At 40.8% G+C, this 20,202-nt stretch carries 16 protein-coding genes and 2 pseudogenes; 17 read left to right on the forward strand and 1 reads right to left on the reverse strand.

The genetic code is table 11. From position 1 onward, the window contains the following. The first annotated feature begins 10 nt into the window (after positions 1 to 10). The 6 genes and pseudogenes from IGI52_RS02205 (at position 11) to IGI52_RS02230 (ending at position 4,396) form a co-directional block, all read left to right on the forward strand. Positions 11 to 223: a hypothetical protein gene (locus IGI52_RS02205; RefSeq protein WP_438780324.1), complete on the forward strand. Its 213-nt coding sequence runs from the start codon at positions 11 to 13 to the stop codon at positions 221 to 223. Between the two features lie 54 nt (positions 224 to 277). Further along, positions 278 to 757: a hypothetical protein gene (locus tag IGI52_RS02210; RefSeq protein ID WP_438780325.1), complete on the forward strand. Its 480-nt coding sequence runs from the start codon at positions 278 to 280 to the stop codon at positions 755 to 757. 694 nt (positions 758 to 1,451) lie between these two features. After that, a complete protein-coding gene (locus tag IGI52_RS02215; protein WP_438780326.1) occupies positions 1,452 to 1,919 on the forward strand; it encodes a hypothetical protein in 468 nt (155 codons plus the stop codon). Positions 1,920 to 2,314: 395 nt separating this feature from the next. Then, positions 2,315 to 2,703, forward strand: a pseudogene (locus tag IGI52_RS02220) (Tn3 family transposase). 585 nt (positions 2,704 to 3,288) lie between these two features. Continuing rightward, a complete protein-coding gene (locus tag IGI52_RS02225; protein WP_438780327.1) occupies positions 3,289 to 3,810 on the forward strand; it encodes a transposase in 522 nt (173 codons plus the stop codon). A gap of 388 nt (positions 3,811 to 4,198) precedes the next feature. After that, entirely contained in the window at positions 4,199 to 4,396 is a 198-nt protein-coding gene (locus IGI52_RS02230; RefSeq protein ID WP_438782213.1) for a transposase, read from the forward strand. Between the two features lie 875 nt (positions 4,397 to 5,271). Here IGI52_RS02230 and IGI52_RS02235 read toward each other — a convergent pair. After that, a pseudogene (locus tag IGI52_RS02235) lies at positions 5,272 to 5,550 on the reverse strand (transposase); the annotation flags it as partial. A gap of 390 nt (positions 5,551 to 5,940) precedes the next feature. On the opposite strand from IGI52_RS02235, the gene IGI52_RS02240 reads away from it, so the two are divergent. From IGI52_RS02240 to sucD, 11 genes are all read left to right on the forward strand, one after another. After that, positions 5,941 to 7,044, forward strand: coding sequence for a response regulator transcription factor (locus IGI52_RS02240; protein WP_438780328.1), 1,104 nt, complete (start codon positions 5,941 to 5,943; stop codon positions 7,042 to 7,044). A 196-nt stretch (positions 7,045 to 7,240) separates the two neighbouring features. Then, a complete protein-coding gene (gene hpfH / locus IGI52_RS02245; RefSeq protein WP_438782214.1) occupies positions 7,241 to 8,173 on the forward strand; it encodes a (2S)-3-sulfopropanediol dehydratase activating enzyme in 933 nt (310 codons plus the stop codon). A 28-nt stretch (positions 8,174 to 8,201) separates the two neighbouring features. Next, positions 8,202 to 10,682, forward strand: a complete 2,481-nt coding sequence (gene hpfG / locus IGI52_RS02250; protein WP_438780329.1) for a (2S)-3-sulfopropanediol dehydratase — start codon at positions 8,202 to 8,204, stop codon at positions 10,680 to 10,682. 21 nt (positions 10,683 to 10,703) lie between these two features. After that, positions 10,704 to 11,489 carry a TSUP family transporter gene (locus tag IGI52_RS02255; RefSeq protein ID WP_438780330.1) on the forward strand — a complete coding sequence of 262 codons (786 nt, stop codon included), beginning with the start codon at positions 10,704 to 10,706 and terminating at the stop codon, positions 11,487 to 11,489. Between the two features lie 19 nt (positions 11,490 to 11,508). Beyond that, entirely contained in the window at positions 11,509 to 12,657 is a 1,149-nt protein-coding gene (locus IGI52_RS02260) for an iron-containing alcohol dehydrogenase (protein WP_438780331.1), read from the forward strand. A gap of 35 nt (positions 12,658 to 12,692) precedes the next feature. Further along, positions 12,693 to 14,078, forward strand: a complete 1,386-nt coding sequence (locus IGI52_RS02265; RefSeq protein ID WP_438780332.1) for an SLC13 family permease — start codon at positions 12,693 to 12,695, stop codon at positions 14,076 to 14,078. A gap of 26 nt (positions 14,079 to 14,104) precedes the next feature. Further along, positions 14,105 to 14,899 (forward strand): IclR family transcriptional regulator, encoded by a 795-nt coding sequence (locus IGI52_RS02270; RefSeq protein WP_438780333.1) that lies wholly within the window; start codon positions 14,105 to 14,107, stop codon positions 14,897 to 14,899. A 224-nt stretch (positions 14,900 to 15,123) separates the two neighbouring features. After that, positions 15,124 to 16,554, forward strand: coding sequence for an SLC13 family permease (locus IGI52_RS02275; RefSeq protein ID WP_438780334.1), 1,431 nt, complete (start codon positions 15,124 to 15,126; stop codon positions 16,552 to 16,554). A gap of 19 nt (positions 16,555 to 16,573) precedes the next feature. Further along, the gene (locus tag IGI52_RS02280) at positions 16,574 to 17,941 is read left to right on the forward strand and encodes an aldehyde dehydrogenase family protein (RefSeq protein WP_438780335.1); all 1,368 of its coding nucleotides are present in this window, start codon (positions 16,574 to 16,576) and stop codon (positions 17,939 to 17,941) included. 59 nt (positions 17,942 to 18,000) lie between these two features. Further along, a complete protein-coding gene (locus tag IGI52_RS02285; protein WP_438780336.1) occupies positions 18,001 to 19,140 on the forward strand; it encodes an ATP-grasp domain-containing protein in 1,140 nt (379 codons plus the stop codon). Next, positions 19,137 to 20,072 (forward strand): succinate--CoA ligase subunit alpha, encoded by a 936-nt coding sequence (sucD, locus tag IGI52_RS02290; RefSeq protein ID WP_438780337.1) that lies wholly within the window; start codon positions 19,137 to 19,139, stop codon positions 20,070 to 20,072. Before IGI52_RS02285 ends, sucD begins: the two co-directional genes overlap by 4 nt. Positions 20,073 to 20,202: the final 130 nt, after the last annotated feature.

Consider the following 20,202-nt stretch of genomic DNA (forward strand, 5'->3'; position numbering starts at 1 on the left):
TTGATGATATATGGAGTTTAAGACGCTGAAAGAAATAGAAGCGATGACAGAAAGTGACGTCATTCGCTATTCTACTGCACTGATGGATCGGAAGTTAGCACTTGCTAAAGCGGCATTAGAGGAAGAAACGGATGCGGAAGCTGGACTAGCTGAAGCCAATGAGATTCGGGAGCAATTGAGGTTATTAGCAATAGCTAGAAGTGCTTCGCCCAATAAAGGTTAAAGAAATTCAAAAAATTACTTTTGAAAATCAGACAAAGGAAAGTAGGAATCCAAAATGAAGGACCAATACCAAATTATTCACTGTGAGTATCCTGTTACTGATGAAGAATTTACTGTTTTTTCAAATCTTAACCTGATGATTGGGCTATTTGCGAGAAAAAATTTGTGTGAGCATGAATCAGAAGATATTTTAACAAGACTGATCCCAAAAGAACAAAAAAATCTTGATCGAGTAGTGATAGACACTCTCAGCAAATTATCGTTGACCGTTGGGGAGGAGCAGGCACAAAAAAAACCATTATTGTTGCTTTCTCAAGTGCTAGATAAGTTAGAAAAGACCCTGAAAAAAAAGTATCCAGTAGGAAACGAGATTGAGTTTGGAAATTTTGCGATTGAAGGGTTCCTTGAAGTAGCTGAAGTGCTAACCGTTCAGGAGAGACATGAAGAATTAATTTTAGAAATTCTGAAGAAACAAATCACAGTAGAGTTTGAGGACGATTCAGATGAAGCGTTTTTCAACTACCTTTTTGAATAAAAGAAGCAAGATGCTAGCGATCAGAATGAATTCCTTTTGATATTTTTAGATACGCATTTAGGAAAAGTATGAAATCCAACAAATTCTTGACGCTATCCGATAAAAGAAATGAGTTGCAAAAGACTGTAAATCCTTATACAATGTAAATGTAGATAAGTATAGCAGACTGCTATGGGCTGTTATGACTTAATGTCAGAGTCTTCTAAAGAAAGAACAAAAGGATTGTAGATCAATTGGTACGTTAGGATGATCATAGATTTATATTACGATTACGTACCTATTAAGCATATACAACGTATATGATATCCACCAAAACTTTTGTCTACTGGTGATGGAGCACCAACATGCAATACTACCATTCATATCAGACTTCAGGCGCTGGAAGAGTACTACTAAGTAACAATTGTGGTAGCAATTTTATAACTTCTTGGAGAGTAGAGTATATAAAATTACTCTACTCTTCTTTGTGTGACGGAGAGATTAGTTTTTATGGAGAACAAATTGGATGTAACTATCAAAGAAAAGCTTTGTATCGTGGCGATAAAGTATTGAAATTGTTTTATAGACATTTGTTTATCGAAACAAAAATAACAAAAGACAGCAACTGTTCATTTCACCGAAAAAGCAAAATTTAATGCATTTATGCGGAATAAAATGTTATGGTGATGGTTAAGGAGATCCTCTAACCCCGGGATTGAAAAATTCTGATGGTAGAAAAGGAGCTACACTTTTTTATTCAGCATGTATTGATAATATATTGAGTATGGGAAGTATTTGGTATTCGGATATTAATTCCCTTTTAATCAAGTTGGATGCATTAGAAAATTTAGAATCGCTTTTATGCAAAGGTGTCTGTGTGTGTAATTCGGAAACTTATGAACGACTACAATTTTCTAGAGCACTGAGGACTAGCGAGATAGTTCTCGCAGTAATTTTTATTGCAGAATCTGGAAAATGCCTAATTCCAAATTCTGCAATAAATTTACGGGTCGGAAAATCTGGTACGAAAACTTTTGAAAACAGCTGTAGAGTTACAGAAAAATCCATTGTTGACACTAATACTAAAAAAGAAACTATAAAGATATTTAATCATAAGCCTGGATTAAATAAGAAACAGCGGAGAGCTAGAAAAAAGGCAAAACAGCAGAGAGATAGAGGATAGTAATCCATTACTATTCAGTAGCGAAAGAACAAAACGATAAGAAAGCCTAACCATTTGTGTAGGCTATTTTTTTGAACGATTTCTGTAGTAGTAGATGAAGCAAACTAGACACAATCGGATTGATTCAGCAATGGTGTGTCATCCGGCAGTTTATCTCAATACAATATCAAGTTAAAACGGCAAATTAATCCAGCAACTGTGATCGGTATAATGAAATGAGCCAAATGGCTCATTCAGATTGACAATCACAGCAACACGAAGAAGGATGTTGGAAAGATTCACCGTTTTTTCGTGCATATTATTCCAATAGAAATCTATACAAAAAGAAGCCCTTTCGATAGGATAGTTTTATACCACTAAAACAGACCAAATCGGAGGGGGGAAGGGCCAGAGTCATCCGCACTCAATTTCTCTTGAGGTATATCGCAAGCTATAAGTTGCGCCAATTCATTCAAAGAGCGACTAATAAAAACGAGTCATTTAACAATTTTACATAATGGTTCCTCTTCGGTGGAGATCAGACGATTCGAGAGAATAATCGTGAAAGTCAAAAGAAGATCATCAAATACAATCACCTAATTGCGAATTGCATCATTTTTATAATGTTTTTGCTATCAGCAAAGCATTAGAGCAGTATAAGGCAGAGACAGGGAAATATATCTCTGAAGAAACAGTCAAAAAAATGAGTCCATATTTAACTACCCACATCAATCGATCCAGGAAATATGAAATTGATTTATCCCAAAAACCAAAACAGATAACTTACAATTTTTCATTGGACTAGCTATGCATAAATCAGTCAATAAGAATTATCAAATAGATACCCTATTGATTGATTATGACATTTTTTAAACGAATCGTTGCCATACCTGTATCAGCTTGATTATCAAAAAAAAAGATAGTTTATTAGCACACTAGGGAACAATTTATTGTGATTATCGATAAATTTTTTTTTGATATTGGGCTCTTTATTTCCCTCAAATTGAGGAATTGCTGTTGTAGATACTCAATTACTTTGTTAATCTCGGCTTGTAAGGGGGTTAATTTTAGGAAAGGATGTCGGTGTGGAAATATGTTAGAAAAATAGCCTTGAGTTTGATTATCTATTAACCTTAGGATTTCTAAGCAAGTAGTTTCTTTTTTTCACATTAGTATTCTTAAAAAAGAAATTCACCTTATTTTGTATCAACGTTCTTTTTCAACGAATCTTGTGAGAGAATGAACTTAATGTAAACAAACCGATTAGAAAAATTGATTATCGATGTAGCCACTCATACTAGTCTCCTTCAAGCGACCGATATTTTGCGAAACATGGGTATACAAACCAATAAAAGTGCAATTTCTAGGCTTTAAAAAAAAATCCTCTCCATTGATTCATCGATTTCTGTATGTAGCTTGTTTAGATGACTTTGCCGTTCGAAAACGCCAATCTTATGGGTCTATTTTGATTGATGCACAATCTAGAAAAGTGATTGATCTGATTCCATCCAGAAAGCTTTTCGATGTTCAGGAGTGGCTTCAAAAATTCCCAAATCTAACTTTTGTCATTCGAGATGGTTCGCATATTTTTAGAAGGGCAATTTCTGAAGTATCTCTGGATATTATACAGGTTGCTGATCGGTTTCATGTTCTGAAATCGTTAACTGAGCATGCAACCAAAGCACTTCGATCGCTAATTCCTAAGAAAATTGAATTAGATAAAAAAACGAAACCGATCTCAAAACAATTAACTTTCGCTCAAAATCAAAAACAGCAGCTTATGTCATTCGTGCGGGAAAAACGAAATGAAGGTTGGAAATATGCTGAAATTGCTCGGTTTTTCCAACTAGATTATCGGACAGTAAAACGTTACTGCGATCCAACTATTGATGCATTAGAGGACCGCCAGTAGAAAGGTTACGTTACTGAAATCGATTCTTACGTGGTACGATTACAACAGTTACTATTACAATATGAAAAATTATATGATGTATACAAAGTTTTAGTTGACGAAGGTTATTCTAGAGCTTTTTCGACTTTCCAAAAATCCTATAAACAAGCTCTAGAAACGTATAACAACCGTCGAACGATTACAAAAAAAGTGCTACGCAGGCCCATCATCAAATGTTTATTTGTGAAAGAGTTTTTCTTGCGTGAACTGGATGAAACAACTCAGTACATACTGAAATCAGAACCAAAAATTTTAGAAATTCTTCAATTGGTAGCGACATTTCGCAAAATTTTATCCGATTGCAGTTTGGATGCTCTAGATCAGTGGATAAGTATCGTACGAAGGCTGAATAACAAAACACCTCAACACATTTTTAAATGGATTGGAACGAGATAAAGATGCCATTCAAAATGCACTAATTTTTCCAGAACTCTCTAATGGTTTAGCCGAAGGAAAGATAAATAAGTTGAAGAAAATAAAGCGAATGATGTTTGGGCGTTGTCACTTTCAAACATTAAAAATGAAGGTTCTATTATCTGAAAAATGATTAATATCAACAACTCAGGGAAAGATCCCATTTAAAAAGGAGATTGACATTCAGTATTTTCAACAAATCATCGTTGTCTATTTAAGGTAAGCTCTAAATGGACAATAATGAGTGTGGGGATGTTTGGTTATATATTCGGCGGCACGAGGACGGCACTATGAAATACTTCCTGTCAAACGCGCCGGAAACAACAGCTCAAACGACCATGGATCACTTAGCCACCAGTCGCTAGTCGATCGAGCAATGCAAAAGCTATCTGGGAATGGGGCACTATGAGACGCGCACTTATACCACTTGGCATCGTCAAATGTTATGCGTGATGATCGCTCATCATTTTACGTTGACAATGTGTCAAAAATTAAAAAAAAAAACTCTTTTTCACAATGCCCATGATAAAACGTTTAGTATCAGAGGCGTTGCGAGCAGATCGAACATTTCAGCAAATGATCGCTACAGTGCGCTATCAAATGATCTGTAACTTTGTTGCTTATGCTTCTCATCGAAAGAAGAAACTTTTATTATACGAGTGTTCGTTGTAGTGATAAATACTTGAGCTAATTTCACAATTCACTTTTTTAGAAAAGTAAACACTGGTCCATTTTCAAAATTTCCATTTTTTTGAAATTAGGTGTCATTTTCTGATTTAAATGGCACGATTCTTATTTCGATAAATGGCAGAATAATCAGGAAATCCTATTGAGTATTGCGGTCAGATGTGGCTGGCGTCATCGGCTCAGCCGTAGTAGCAAGAGTTTTACTGGTATTTTTCGGTTAAAGTCTAATAGTAATAAGTCAAGATGAAAATTGAGCATTTTTTTATTGACCACCCAATTTTGAAGTTCACTGGACTAAACCCGACCAAAATCAAATTTTTTTCGGGTCCTTTCTTTCGTAAACGTATGTTTATTTGCGTTGGCTTTGATGTGGGTAGAATCAAGATACAAATTATCCTCAGTTACAAAGCCTGCTTTAACTGATCGTTCTAAAATATAGGCAAAAATATACTCAAACACCGTCGTTTCTCTAAAACGGCGTACATAATTTTTCCCAAATGTGGAGAAATGCGGAATTTTCTTTTCGAAATAATAGCCCAAAAACCAGCGATAAGCAACATTGGTATCGCCAGCCTTGATGGTTTGTCGCATTTGATTTATTATATCTGGGATTTTCTGTTATTTTTCCAAATCGTTTGTTGATCCTAACGGCTTTACTTGCAGTGTTCTTGTTTGATAAGCAAATTCGCGGGGAGGAGAAGTTTCTGCTGCTGACATTTGGGGAGCCTTATCGTCAGTACCAAGCGGCCGTAAGAAGATATTTTTAGGTTCTTTTAGAAGGATTCATTTGAAATCAGGAACATTTTATGACAGGTTCCAGCTCAATATTCAGGTTTCTAAACAAGTGCGGCTCAAAAATTTGTTTAAATTAAATGATATTTAGATTAGAATGAAGAGTATACAACAGTTATTTCTCAATCGTTTCTTCGTTTTGTTTTGAAAGCGGATAAAAAGGATTAGGTAGTTGTTGAAAAAGGGGCGTGAGGTCATATGGATGTAGATAAAAATGGGCAAGTTGATTTTTTCTCTGAGATTTCTGAATATCAGATAACTGCGCGTGAATTTTTCAGCGCGACTCTTTTGGAGTATTTAGAAAAGAATTTTGGTTGGGATCGCGTACTTATTTCGTATTTTGATACGGAAGGAAAGTTTCTTTCATGGACCAACTGGACAGGGCAATTAGTCAATCATAAAAAGCATCCTTATCGGAAATTTGTTGAGGAGGATGAGATCAAGCAACAGGTTTTTCAGGAGGCCTTGAGAGATCATCTGACTTATTTTAATGTAGTTCCCAGATTATATAAATCCACTGGCGTTCTAGGGATAGAGGATTATGAAAAAACGTCTTATGTTCGATTTATCGAAAAGAATTTTGATCAGCGCTACAGTGTGACAATGGCTTTTGGGATCAATGCCTATATCCAGGTAGTGTTTTTCAAAAACGTTCAGCAGGGGGATTTTACTGAAAAGGAAATCGAAGATCTAAAGGGAATCTATGTTTATCTAGCCAATTCGTATAAGAACTTTAAAAAGTATGAGCAGTCCAAAATAATCCAAAAAATTCAGAATGAAATCATTTTATCTGGCGAAAAGGCCTATTTGATTACAGATGATTTTACTCATGTGATGAATTATAGTCAGGCGGCAATCGATTGCTTGAGCCACATTTTAGGACCATCAATAGCGGAACAAATCAGTAGCACGGAACCCTGCAACTGGCTGCCATTTTTATTAGGAGATGAAAATCAAAATTGTTCAAAGCTGGTGCGGACTAGGATCGTTCAGAATTATATTTTTAAAATTTATACATATGATCGGACATATTCTAATGGCATCATTGATCGATACCACTGGATAACGATTTCGAAAAAGGACCAAGAAAAGTCGCCTAAAAGCTTGGACAATACCTTGCCGTTGACGAACACGGAATTTAAAGTAGCGGAATTATTATATAAAGGTCTAACCTATAAGGATATTGCCGAGAAAATGGTCATCAGCTATCATACGGTGAAGAAACATGTTCAAAACATATACAGTAAGTGCAAAGTAAACAGCAGATATGAGTTGTCTCAACTGTTTAACAATAAGGAATAAATCATTTTTACAAAGCCTAGACAGATGTTTAGGCTTTTTTTGTTGCCGAAAAATAGGCTTCATGTAAGGAACATTCCCTATATGGAAATACTCCTAATACCTAATTTTTTTGCTATCTCAATTTTGTTACACTTTGAACATAAAAACGCTTTCTCTTTAAGCGAAGGGGAGAATATGGTTGTCAAATAAAGGAATTGTGTTTAATATACAACGTTTTACTCTTCACGATGGCCCGGGTTTAAGGACAGAACTTTTCTTAAAGGGGTGTCCGATGACGTGTGATTGGTGTGGAAATCCAGAAAGCTGGTCCAGACAAATAGAACTGGGTGTTTATAAGAAAAAATGCATTTCTAAAAAAAAGTGTGGGCTTTGCTTGTCAGTAGAACCAGATGAAGAAGCCTTGAACTTTCATCGGGGAAAGTTAACAGCGATCGATTCAAAAAAAGTTTCCGATCATACCGTCTGTGCATTGGCCTGTCCAGCGGATGCGATAAAGCAATGGGGCGAGGAGATGACCGTTGAAGAATGCATGGAGATTATTCGTAAGGACAAGGAATATTATGATCAATCTGGCGGAGGAGTCACTGTTTCAGGGGGCGAAGCGCTGCTTCAAAGCGATTTTGTGGCGGAGCTGTTTGCTGAATGCAAAAAAGAAGGAATACAAACATGCTTTGAGACAACGTTTTACTCGAATTGGCGCAAGGTAGAGGCGTTGTTGCCTGTTACCGATATTTGGATATCCGATATTAAACATATGGATACGGCCGTTCATCATGAGCGGACAGGTGTTGGAAATGAATTAATCTTAGCCAATTTAAAAAAACTAGCGGAGCTTGATCGCGAGCTGATTTTGAGAATTCCAGTGATTCCCGAGTTTAACGAAGACATGGAAAATATCGAGGCAACAGCTGATTTTATTCTGAATGAGCTGCAGGGACGGGTACGAACGCTTCAATTGCTGAGCTTCATGCGATTGGGTGTTGAAAAATATGAAGCTTTAGGGATTCCTTATGGGATGGAGGGGGTAAAGGTCAATCGAAGATCTTTTCAAAAGCATGTTGAAAGAATTGCAGAATACATGAATGGACGAGGGATTCACTGCCTTGTTGGAACAAAAGAAAAACAATAATTTTTATATAAATAAGGAGGATTTATTCATGAGTAACAAACACACAGCAGCAAGAGGAACGGAGCCTTTCGACCAGATATACGGCTTAGGTTATCAGGTCAATCATGAGGACTGGTCGCCGTTTCCGCGAGTAAACCATTTGAGACAGGCTTTCTTGGATCGACCGTACGACGTGGATGTGGAAAGATTGCGATTAGTCACAGAGGCATATCAAAAGCATGAAACCTGTTCGCGCAAATTGAAATGTGCCTATGCTTTTGAAAATATCTTATTAAACACCAGCTTATACATCTATGAGGAGGATTTGATCGTAGGGGAGATCGCGGCACCGGCTAAAGCTTCGCCAATTTATCCCGAATTTTCAGTTAACTGGATCATTGACGAAATCTTGCATTCACCATTTGAGGAACGTCCAAACGATCAATTCTATATTAGAAATGAGGAAGAACGGCAAGAAATTCTTGAGCTTTGTTCATGGTGGAAGGGCCAGACCATTGATGACATGGTCAACGTGAGACTGGATGAGGATCAAACAAAGGGTTCTGAGGTAGGGGAAAAAATCTTCCAAACCAATCTCTATCATTATGCGGGAGCAGGCCATTTAGCGATTGATTATGCCAAATTGATGCGTGAAGGGTATGTAGGATTGATCGATGAAGCTAAAGGACGTTTAGCAAAGCTTAGTAAACGTGATCCTGAATATGCGGATAAGCGCGATTTTTATGAAGCCATGATTATTATGCATGAAGCAGCCAGAACCTATATCAAACGGTATGCTGAGCTGGCAGAAGAGCTGGCGGCAACTGAAAAGGACGCGAAGCGTAAAGAGGAGTTAGAGGTGATGGCGACAAACTGCTATCAAATCGCATTGGGAGCACCCAAAACTTTCTGGCAGGCGCTGCAGTTGTTCAATATTGCGACAACGCTGATCCAAGTAGAAAGTAATGGACATTCAATTTCATATGGTCGGATGGATCAATGGTTGTACCCATTCTACGAAGCAGATATAAAAAATGGCACGATCACTAAAGACTTTGTCCTTGAGCTTCTGGAAGTTGAATACGTGAAGATGAACAATCCGACAAAGCTGAAAGATAAGGGCAGTATGGCTTTGCGAAATGGTCGAGGATTTGGTGGAGAAAGCTTAACGATCGGTGGAGTCGATCGAGATGGTAACGATGCGACAAATGATCTGACGATGCTCATGCTGGAAGGCTCTGCCCACACTCGCATGATGAATCCATGGGTCTGTGTTCGTATGCATGAAAACACACCTTATGAATTAAGAGTAAAAACGACAGAATGTATCCGTGCTGGCTATGGACATCCAAAGCTGTTCAATGATGCACCGACGATCAAAGGAATGATGCGAAAAGGAATGACTCTGGAAGAAGCCAGAGATTATTGTGTGGTGGGCTGTGTAGAAATTAGTTTGCCAGGAAAAGAGTATGGCTGGCATGATGCAGCTTATGTGAATACACCGAAGATGATGGAAATGGTCGTAAATGGCGGCCGTAGTCTGAATACAGGCAACCAGTTGGGACCAGATACCGGCAGCTTAGATACTTATCAAAGCTTTGACGAAGTATTGTCAAGTGTCGATCAGCAATTTGAATATTGGACCGATCAAATGTGCAGCAGTCTAAACGTGATCGATACGATCCATCGCGAGCTGAAGCCATTACCGTATGTATCAGCATTCTTCGAAGACTGCTTAGATTCAGGAAAAGATCTGACTGAAGGCGGAGCGAAATATAACGGTACAGGCCCTCAGGCTAGTGGAATGGCGACTTGTGCAGATTCATTAGCGTCAATCAAGCAGCTGGTATTTGAGGAAAAGCGTTGTACAGGCGCAGAACTCCTGCAGGCAGTAAAAGATAACTGGAAAGGCCATGAAGTTCTTTATTCATTAGTAAACAGCTCTAAGGTTCATCATTATGGCAACGACGATGACTATGCAGATGATTTATTCAAATACATGTTTGAATGCTATTGCAAGCATGTAGCTGGAAGAAAAAATGTGCGCGGCGGAGAATTTAGCCCAGGGGTGTATTCGGTCAATGCCAATGTCGCGATGGGAATGAACACGAATGCTTCAGTAGATGGCCGTAAGAAGGGAGAAGCGATCTCAGACAACATGGGTCCTGTGCACACAGATGCGGGTTCACACGATGTGAGCGGACCTACTGCTCTGGTAAATTCATTGGCGAAAGTTGATCACAGCTTAGCAACTAATGGGACTTTAATGAATTTGCGGTTCCCACAAGAAGCAGTCGCTGGTGTCGAAGGCCGGGATAATTTGATCAGCTTCATCGATGCGTACATGGCGAAAAATCCAATGCATGTGCAATTCAATATCATGAGTTCAGAAACCATGCGCGCGGCTCAGAAAAATCCTGAAAATTATAAAGATATGCTTGTCCGCGTGGCGGGATACAGCGCGTACTTCGTCGAGCTTGGCAAACCATTGCAAAAGGATTTGATCCAGCGGACCGAATTGAGCTTCTAAAAAAGAGAATGGGTGGAAAAAATGACATTTGAATTTAACTTTGTCCTCGTGGCATTGATGCAGATTATCGGATTTTTCGTACAGGGGTGTACAGGATTTGGCTGTACCGTAATTGCGGCGGCAGTAACAAATGGTTTGTTGGGAACGGAAGCGGGAGTGCCATATGGTACTCTCATCACCCTTCCTTTCTTATATTATTTAGGCATCAAAGCCTTCAAAGAGGTTTCATGGAAGGATCTCGCAAAGATCATCGGGCTGTGTATTCCCGGGATTTTGGTTGGGAATTACTTGTTTTATGCGATCAGTCCGAATATCGCAAAAATATGCATCGGCGCGATGGTCACGTTAATTGCTCTAATGAATATCTATAAAAATATCATCAAGCCTAAGCTTTCAGGGCAAAGCGAAGCCAATGAAGAGGTAGATACGACCGGAAAGAAAATCTTCCGTTACGGTTGTCTGATCTTGGGCGGAATCGTCCACGGCGCCTTCAATATCGGCGGTCCGCTGATCACAGTCTATACAATCGAAGCGGTACAGGAAAAGGAAAAATTCAGAAATACCATGAACATGGTGTGGGTAATCTTGAATACTTGGAATGCCTTCTCGCAGTATCGAAGCGGCGCCTTTACACAGTATATGCTGAGTGCGCTGGTCATCGGGCTTCCAATGGCAGCGATCGGATTTTTCTTAGGAATGGGCTTCTTGAAAAAAATCAATCGCGAACAGTTTTTACGGATCGTATATATCGTGTTGCTGTTTGTCGGCGGCAATATGTTAATAACAAGTGTGCTGTCAGTTATTTAGAAAATGGAGGAAAGAGTCAATGAAGGATTTTACGTTTAAAGTGCCGCAAAGCATAGAGTTTGGAATAGGCAGCTTAAAAAAACTGCCGGAAATATTAAAGGAGAATCAATCAGAGCATGTTTTCTTGATTTCTGATCGCGGATTAGAAGGTTTGGGAGTAGTCAAAAAAATTCAGGACATTATTGAAGCTGGCGGAATCAGCTGTACAACCTACCTTGGAACGATCCCAAATCCAACTGTAGCTGTGGTCAATGAGTCTGCGGCTCTTTATAAGGAATGCGGTGCAACAAGTATCGTTGCGCTTGGCGGCGGAAGCTCGATGGATGTGGCAAAAACGACAGGTGTTTTGGCCAAATACGGTGGAGAGATCACTGATTACGAAGGGCTTTACAAAGTTCCTGGACCAGTTGTCCCGATCATTGCAATTCCCACAACTGCAGGCTCTGGCAGTGAAGTAACGGCCTCAGCGGTAATCACGGATGAAGCAAGAAATTATAAAATGTCTGTCATCAGCTATGAGATGTTGCCTAAATATGCACTTTTAGACCCTGAATTGATCATGACAGCGCCAGCATCGATTGCGGCTGCCTGCGGGATTGATGCCTTGATTCATGCGATGGAGGCGTATGTTTCTAGAAATGCTTCGCCATTTACAGATGCAATGGCGGAAAAAGCAATGAAATTGATTGGCGGAAATCTGCGTCAGTTTGTCGCCAATAGACAAGACGAAGAGGCTGCTTGTGCGATGATGGCCGGTTCTACTTTTGCCGGTATGGCCTTTGCCTGGGCGAAGCTGGGAAATGTTCATGCGATGAGTCATCCATTGAGCGCGTATTTCCATATTGCTCATGGTGTGGCGAATGCCATTCTTCTTCCAACAATCGTGGAGTTCAACGCGTTGGCGGATCGTGGACGCTATGAGACCATTTATAACTTTATTCGCGAAAAGAAAGAGCCGGCAGCAGATTTTTCTCCTCAGATGCTAATTGATGAGATTAAAAAGCTCAATGCTGATTTAGGCATACCAAGCTGTCTTTCTGAAATGGGTGTCACGGAGGATAAAATTCCTGAAATGGCCGAAGATGCAATGAAGAGTCCAAACGTAGCAGTTAATCCACGCTTGACGACCATCAAGGATATTATCGATCTATATCAAAAGGCACTATAAAAAGAGACTATCAACTATAGAAGGAAAAAAAGAATATGGGGATTAGTGTAGATAAAAAAAGAGTGTTTTATTGGTTCATATGCTTGCTGTTTCCAATGATTATCGCCTTTATCCCAACGTCAGATGGATTCACGGCAAGCTTAAGACTGTTTTTAGTTCTGACCATATTTGTCATCTTGATCATTGCTTTAGAGTTGCTGCCAAGATTGGTCTCAGCGATCCTCTTGCCCTCTCTTTACATGATAACTGGCTTAGTTCCTGCAGAGACAGCCTTTGCCTCGTGGACAAGTACCACTGTTTGGATGGTACTTGGCGGACTGATTTTCAGTAATGTATTGGATGAAACAGGTCTGCTGAAACGAATCGCTTATTATGTCATTCGAACATGCGGCGGTACTTATGCTGGAGCAGTTTTCGGGTGCTTCTTTATTGGAATTATCTTGAACTTGATCACATTCTGTAATGGCTGGCTAGTAGCGAGTGCCCTTGTTTACGGTGTATGTAAAGCAATGGACATGAAGCCTTCGAAGGAAGCCTCGCTTCTTTGTTTTGCTGGAACAATCGGTGCCACCGGCTGTACAGTATGCCTGTATTATCCGGGTTATTTTTCCATGCTGGAAACGGCGATCAGGGAAGTGATTCCTGAGTATCGGATGACGATGTTCACATCATTTAAGTACAACGGTTTTTTCATTATTTGGTGCATTGTCAGTATTTTGATTCTAATGAAGGTTTACGATACAAAAAATATGAAGATCAATGTCAGCAAAAAGCTTTTTGATGAAAAGTATGAACAGCTTGGAAAAATGAGTATCAGGGAAAAGAAAGCAGTTGCGATGGTGATCCTGCTATTAGTCTATTTGTTTGCTTCGATGTTTCTTGATTTGCCCGCGGCGTATGGATTCATGGCGATCCCATTCTTGATGTATTTACCAATCATAGGGATCGGGAAAGAAAAGACCTTAGAAAAGCTTAATTTCTCAATGGTATTCTTTGTTGCGACCTGCTTAGGTATTGGGATTGTAGGAGCAAATGTCGGTTTTGGCGATTATTTAACGGGTATCGCCGTTCCGCTGCTGGCAGGGAAAAGTACATTAGTCGTCTGTGTATCATTTCTGCTAATCGGCATGATTGCTAACTTTTTTATGACGCCATATGCGATGCTAGGCGGATTAGCACTTCCTTTCGTACAAATCGCTGCGACGCTTGGCATAAATCCAATTGCTGCTTGTATGTGCTTGCTTTATGCTTGTGAGCTGTTGTTTATGCCTTATGAATCAGCAGGGAATTTGATTATGTATGGATACGGAATGATGCCAATGAAGGACTTTGTAAAGCAAATGACCTTGAAGGCGGGGATCATGCTGGCTGGATTTGTATTAGTAATGTATCCATTATGGAACTTATTTGGTTTGATTTAAAATGACTCTGAAAGGAAATATTTCCTATGATAAAGTCTTTGGAAGAAAATCAACGCGGCTCGAATATGAAAAGCTTGGTCAAAACTTTAGCGATTCTGTCATCGTTTGATGAACAAAACCCTAGCCAGAGGACCTCGGATATTGCGGAGCGACTGCAAATGAATATTAGTACGGTGTCGCGTCATTTAAATACGATGCTAGATTGGGGATTTTTGGAACGTGACGAGTACACAGGCTATTATTTTCCAGGACCGGAAATTGTTGCATTGGCGGGAAGATCGCTGCAGGCCAATGATGTTTATCGGCATGCCTTTCCAGAAGTTCATCGACTTTCTCACCAGTTTCATGTGTGCGGACACATGGCGGTTCCTCAAGAACGAGAAATCATCCATCTGATCAGCAGCTGTTCCCAAAATTTAACTGATTTATTGATTCCGATGGGGCATCGCCATCCAATGCATTGCTCTGCGATGGGACGAGTGATTCTGGCTTATTTACCACCTATTCAATCACAGGCTATTTTAAAAAGCAGTGACTTTAAAAAATACACCTTTGGGACAAAAAATGATATTAGTGAGATCAATCAGGAGCTGATTCTTACGAGACAAAGAGGGTATTGCAAGCTGATCAATGAGCTTGCGGAAGGTACTGGGTCAATTGCTGCGCCGATATTCAATCGCAATCGCGAACCAGTAGCTTCGGTGAGTGTTTCAATGAGTGCGCGCAGTCTCTGCAAAATAGAACGTGAGGAGGAGCTGGCAAAAGCAGTGATCACCTCTGCAGGACGAATTTCCAGCAAGCTAGGCTATTATCCAAAATAATAAACAATTGTGAGATGTTGAACTTTTCAACATCTCTTTTTGTTGCATCCTGTGCAACTGGTTTTCGCAGCATGCAAGTGAACTTCAGGCTCTGCAAACTTATTTTACCAACCGAAACAAGTGGCAAAATGGATTGTGATTCATCAGCACTTCATTAAGATAAAGGAAACAACAAAAATATTTTTGATTTGTTTAATGAATCAAGCATTCAGGAAGGAGTTATTATGAACACGACACGACGGTTAATTTATATTCTGTTAGGGCCGACCATTTTGGTGGCGAGTATCCTTTCGCTATCCAGCTTTTTAACCCGGCCAGGGGCAGAAGCGGTAGGGGTTTTGCTTTGGATGGTTTTTTGGTGGGTGACAAGACCGGTGCATATGACGGTCACGGCTTTTGTTCCCGTTCTTGTGAATGCGCTTTTAAATATTGTTCCCATGGCATCTCTGACGGCGCAGTATGCCTCGGATAGTATTATTTTGATCCTTGGTTCCAGCCTGTTGACCTTGCCGTGGGCAGCGACTGGTTTGGATCGACGCGTGGCCCTAAAAATTTTATCGATCATTGGTCCATCTATGAGATCTCAAATCACTGTTTGGCTACTTGCAAGTATGCTGGTCTCTAGTATTTTGCCGAATGTCGCAGTATGTGCACTTTATACGCCTATCGCTGTATCAATGCTGGCAGCTGCTGGGATTGAGGATATCGAAAGTAGTGAGCAGGCAGTTCCGATCCTGCTCGCAATCGGCTGGGGGGTTGGATTAGGTGGCGTTGGCACACCATTAGGCGGAGCGATGAATATTGCGGCGATCTCTTTTTTAGAGGAATACACAGGACATGAGTTTATGTATGTGGACTGGATTGTTCGAATCGCACCATACTTCATTCTATTAGCCATTTTAAGCCTAATCGGTATGCTGCTGCTTTACGGAAAATCAAGTCCATTAAAGGGAACCAAAGAATATTTTGTAAATAGCTACAGCGAACTGGGAGCAATGAAGCGTGATGAAAAAATCTGTGCAGCGCTGTTCTTGGTTGCTTTAGCGGGCGCGTTCACACGTCCTTTATATGCGGATCTGCTGCCGGGGTTGGCTCCAGCATACATCTTCTTGCTGTTTGGAAGTCTATCCTTTGTTATCAATGCAGCCAACAAAAAGCCTATGCTGGTTTGGGAAACAGCTCAAGAGGGAGTTATGTGGGGCATGATGCTTTTGTTCGGCGGAGGATTAGCACTTGGACGCTTAGTCAATGATTCAGGTGCAGGCGCAGCAATTGCTGATATCGTTGCAGATATGTCCTTAGACGGCGGACTTATGACAATCATCGTCTTCACGATCTTTGCTCGTGTGATCTCGGAGCTGACGAATTCTACGGTTGCTTCGGCCGTAAGTATCCCGATTGTTCTTGGTTTCGCTGTGAAGATGGAGCTAAATCCGATCCCGTATTGGTTTATCACTGTCATGGCATACAATTCTGAATATTTGCTGCCTATCAGTGTACGTGCGATTCCGGTAGCCTATGGTTTAGATGCCAATAAGATGTTAAAAGGCGGGGTTCCAATGACGATCGCAAGTACTATCTTAGTCATTATTTTCGGCTATGTAGTGCTGCAGATCTGGCCTGGTTTTGGAGAGTTGTCTTACTTAACGAATTAAGTGAAAGGGAGCGAAAAAAATGAGTGAATCAATCACAGTAAAAGAATTAGTTGAGCGTTCAAAAGCAGCACAAGAGCAATTTGCTTTTGTCACGCAAGAACAAGCAGATGAAGCAGCTCGAGCGATATGTAAAGTGGTCTATGACAATGCTGAAACATTAGGTGTAATGGCCGCAGAAGAAACACGCATGGGCAGCAAGCAAGACAAAATCACCAAATGTCGAATGAAATCGTCCTTGATTTGGCAAAGTATCAAAAATGAGAAGACGGTAGGCGTAATCAATCGATTAGAAGACCGAAAAATGCTTGAGGTAGCAAAGCCTTTGGGAGCAGTGGCTTGTATCATTCCTTCAACAAACCCAGTTGTTACTCCAATGTGTAATGCGGCATTTACCTTAAAAACCCGCAACTCGGTCATTTTCGCACCGCACCCTCGGGCTGTTGAATGTACCAAGCTGCTGGTTGAGATGTTTCGTGCTGAGCTGGCAAAGTTTGGTTTTCCTGAGGATCTCGTTTTAGGGCTGGAAGAGGTTTCGATCGAGGGCAGCAGTGAGCTGATGAGTTTGGCAGATGTGGTAGTAGCTACTGGTGGACCGGGAATGGTCAAAGCGGCTTATTCCAGTGGCAAACCGTCACTTGGTGTCGGCCAAGGGAACGTCCAATGTATCGTTGATCGGGATGTTGATCTGTCCGAAGCAGCAGAAAAAATTTTAATTGGTCGAAGCTTTGACAATGGCTTGATCTGTCTTGGCGAGCAGACGGCCTTTGTACCAGAAGAGAAGTTTGCCAATTTTATTGAGAAAATCCAAAAACACGGCGGCTATTATGTGGAGTCGTCAGAGCAGGTTGAAAAAGTAAGAGCAGGAGTATTTCCAAACGGCGGTCCAATGAATCGCGAGATCGTCGGCTTGGATGCGAAGCAGGCGGGAAAAATCATCGGTCTGGAGGTTCCAGTGGATACAAAAGCCATTGTTGTAAAAGCAGACGGAACTGGAAGCAAGGATGTCTTATGTCGTGAGAAGCTGTGCCCTGTATTGACCTTGTATCCATACAAGGACTTTGAAGATGGTGTCGCGATGATGGTGGAAAATCTAGATTATGAAGGAAAAGGACATAGTATTGCAGTTCATTCGAACACACCAGAGCACGTAGAATATGCGGCGATTCAGTGTGCTGTCTCACGTGTGATCGTCAATCAACCATCAGGAACGACTGGTGGCGGTTCGCCAACAAATGGATTTGTTGCCACGACTACACTCGGTTGCGGCTCATGGGGAAATAATAGTTTTAGCGGAAATTTGAGCCATAAACACTTCATGAATATAACCCGCGTTGGCTACCCGTATGAAGAATCTTATCTTCCTGATCCAGAAATGGCTTGGGAGTAAAAAATAAAACCTCAGTATTTCAAAACTGGAATACTGGTAAGCGGAGAAGGGAAAATCTGATGGATTATTTAGAGATTGAGGGAAAAGCACAATTAGAACGATTTGGAATACCGATTAATGACAGTATTTTATTGATGGGTGATGAAACTCCAGCAGAGGTTCCTTATCCATGTGTGCTAAAGGGGCAAATCCTAGCTGGTAAGCGTGGAAAAGCCGGTGCTGTAAAAGTGGTCAAAACGAAGCAAGAATTACTTGAGGCAAAGAAAACCATTGAAAAGATAACCATCAATGATCAAGTGATGGAGGGCGTAATCGCCTGCGGTTTTTTGCCAATTGAAGAAGAGTACTATCTTGGAATGACATTAGACGTTAAAAACCGCGCGATGATCATGCTTTTTACCCCATTCGGAGGAATGGATATTGAAGAGTTGGCGGAGACTTCACCAGAAAAGCTGCTGCACTTTGATTGTACGAATGGATTCAAAGAAGAAGAATTCAAAAAAGCTGCTTCTGTTTTTGATTTATCCGAAAAGAGAATAAACCAAGTGTTAGATATTGCCGGAAAGCTGGCTAAGGCTTGCTTCGAGCTAGATGCGACAACGATCGAGATTAATCCATTAGCATTATTAAAAAATGATACCCTAATGGCTATTGATGCGAAGTTGGTCATTGATGATAATGCTCTTTACCGACAAGGTGATTATACGATTTTGTCACGGACAGCGCAGGAAAAGTCTCCTCAGGAAATAGAAGCAGAGAAACATGATCTGACCTATGTAGAGGTAGATTCAGAAGGAACTATAGGAACGATGGCTGGTGGAGCGGGTATCGGTATGGCCACGATGGACACTATTTTCCACTATGGTGGCAGGGTGAACAACTTCCTTGATCTGGGCGGCGGTGTGACGGCTGAAAAGACTTATCAAGCCATGCGTATTTTACTGCAAAATGAAAAAACCGATTATATTTTGGTGAACATATTTGGCGGAATCAACAATTGTGCTGATATGGCAGAAGGAATCGAACGCGCTTATAAGGAGTTTGGAATAAATAAGACGGTTGTGGTGAAAAGCCGTGGATTCAATCAAGAACAGGGGTGGAGCATTTACGAAAAGCTCGGTTTTCCTCAAACAAAATATGGAACGACTGATGAAGCCGTACAGACCTTGTTGACGTTAAAGGGGGGCACAATAATATGAGTATTTTGATCGATCAAGAGACAGAGCTTATAATAATAGGAATCACTGGCAAGCAAGGACGAATCCACGCGAAGCGAACATTGGAATCTGGGGCAAAGCTGCGTGCAGGCGTTGCGCCTGGCAAAGGCGGAGAAGCAGTCGAAGGAATTCCAGTATTTGAGACAGTGGCAGAAGCACGGGAAGAGTTTCCGCAGATTCGTGCTGCGATGTTGCTGGTACCGCCGCGATTCGTAAAGGATTCTGCTGTGCAGGCGTTGCAGGCTGGGATCGAACTATTAGTCGTGATCACTGAATTTGTTCCGGTGATGGATACGCTCGCGATTCTTCAGGAGGCTAAGAAAACAGGAGCTAAGGTTGTTGGACCAAACACAATAGGTGTGATTGCTCCCGACAAGTCAAAATTAGGAATCATGCCCGCGGATATTTATGGGAAGGGCCATATCGGGATTATTTCAAGAAGCGGTACCTTGACTCATGAGACAGCTTCAAATCTGACCTTTAAGGGCTACGGCTTATCCACTTGCGTAGGAATCGGCGGCGATTCTGTTGTCGGGATGACTCATGCAGATGTATTAGAAATGTTTGCAGAGGATGAGGAAACAGATGCCATCGTTCTTATTGGAGAGATCGGCGGTACGAGTGAGGAGCTGGCTGCTGCTAAGATTAAGGAGCTGAATATTAAAAAGCCTATTTGCGCCTATATTGCAGGAATGTACGCACCAGAAAATAAAAAGATGGGACACGCTGGTGCAATCGTCAGTGGGAATATGGGCACGGTAAAATCAAAAGTAGCAGCGTTGGAAGATGCAGGAGTGACCGTTTGCCCCACACTAGGAAAAATAGTCACCTTCATGGAGAAAACAAATTCTCAGACAAACGGAAGGCTGCAATCGTTAGAGCCTAAAGTAGATAATCTGGCTTTGAAAGGATAAACCTTCAACAAATAAATCAAAAGTAGAGACTGTTTGCTGTATTGAATAGTCTCTACTTTTGCATTCAACACTTGTTAATTACTGAATAAACCCCAAAAATGATGTGCAGTCTTATCGTTTTTCTTTCTAG

Origin of the sequence: Enterococcus sp. DIV0187 (assembly GCF_051713785.1) — a bacterium.
GTDB lineage: Bacteria > Bacillota > Bacilli > Lactobacillales > Enterococcaceae > Enterococcus_A > Enterococcus_A avium.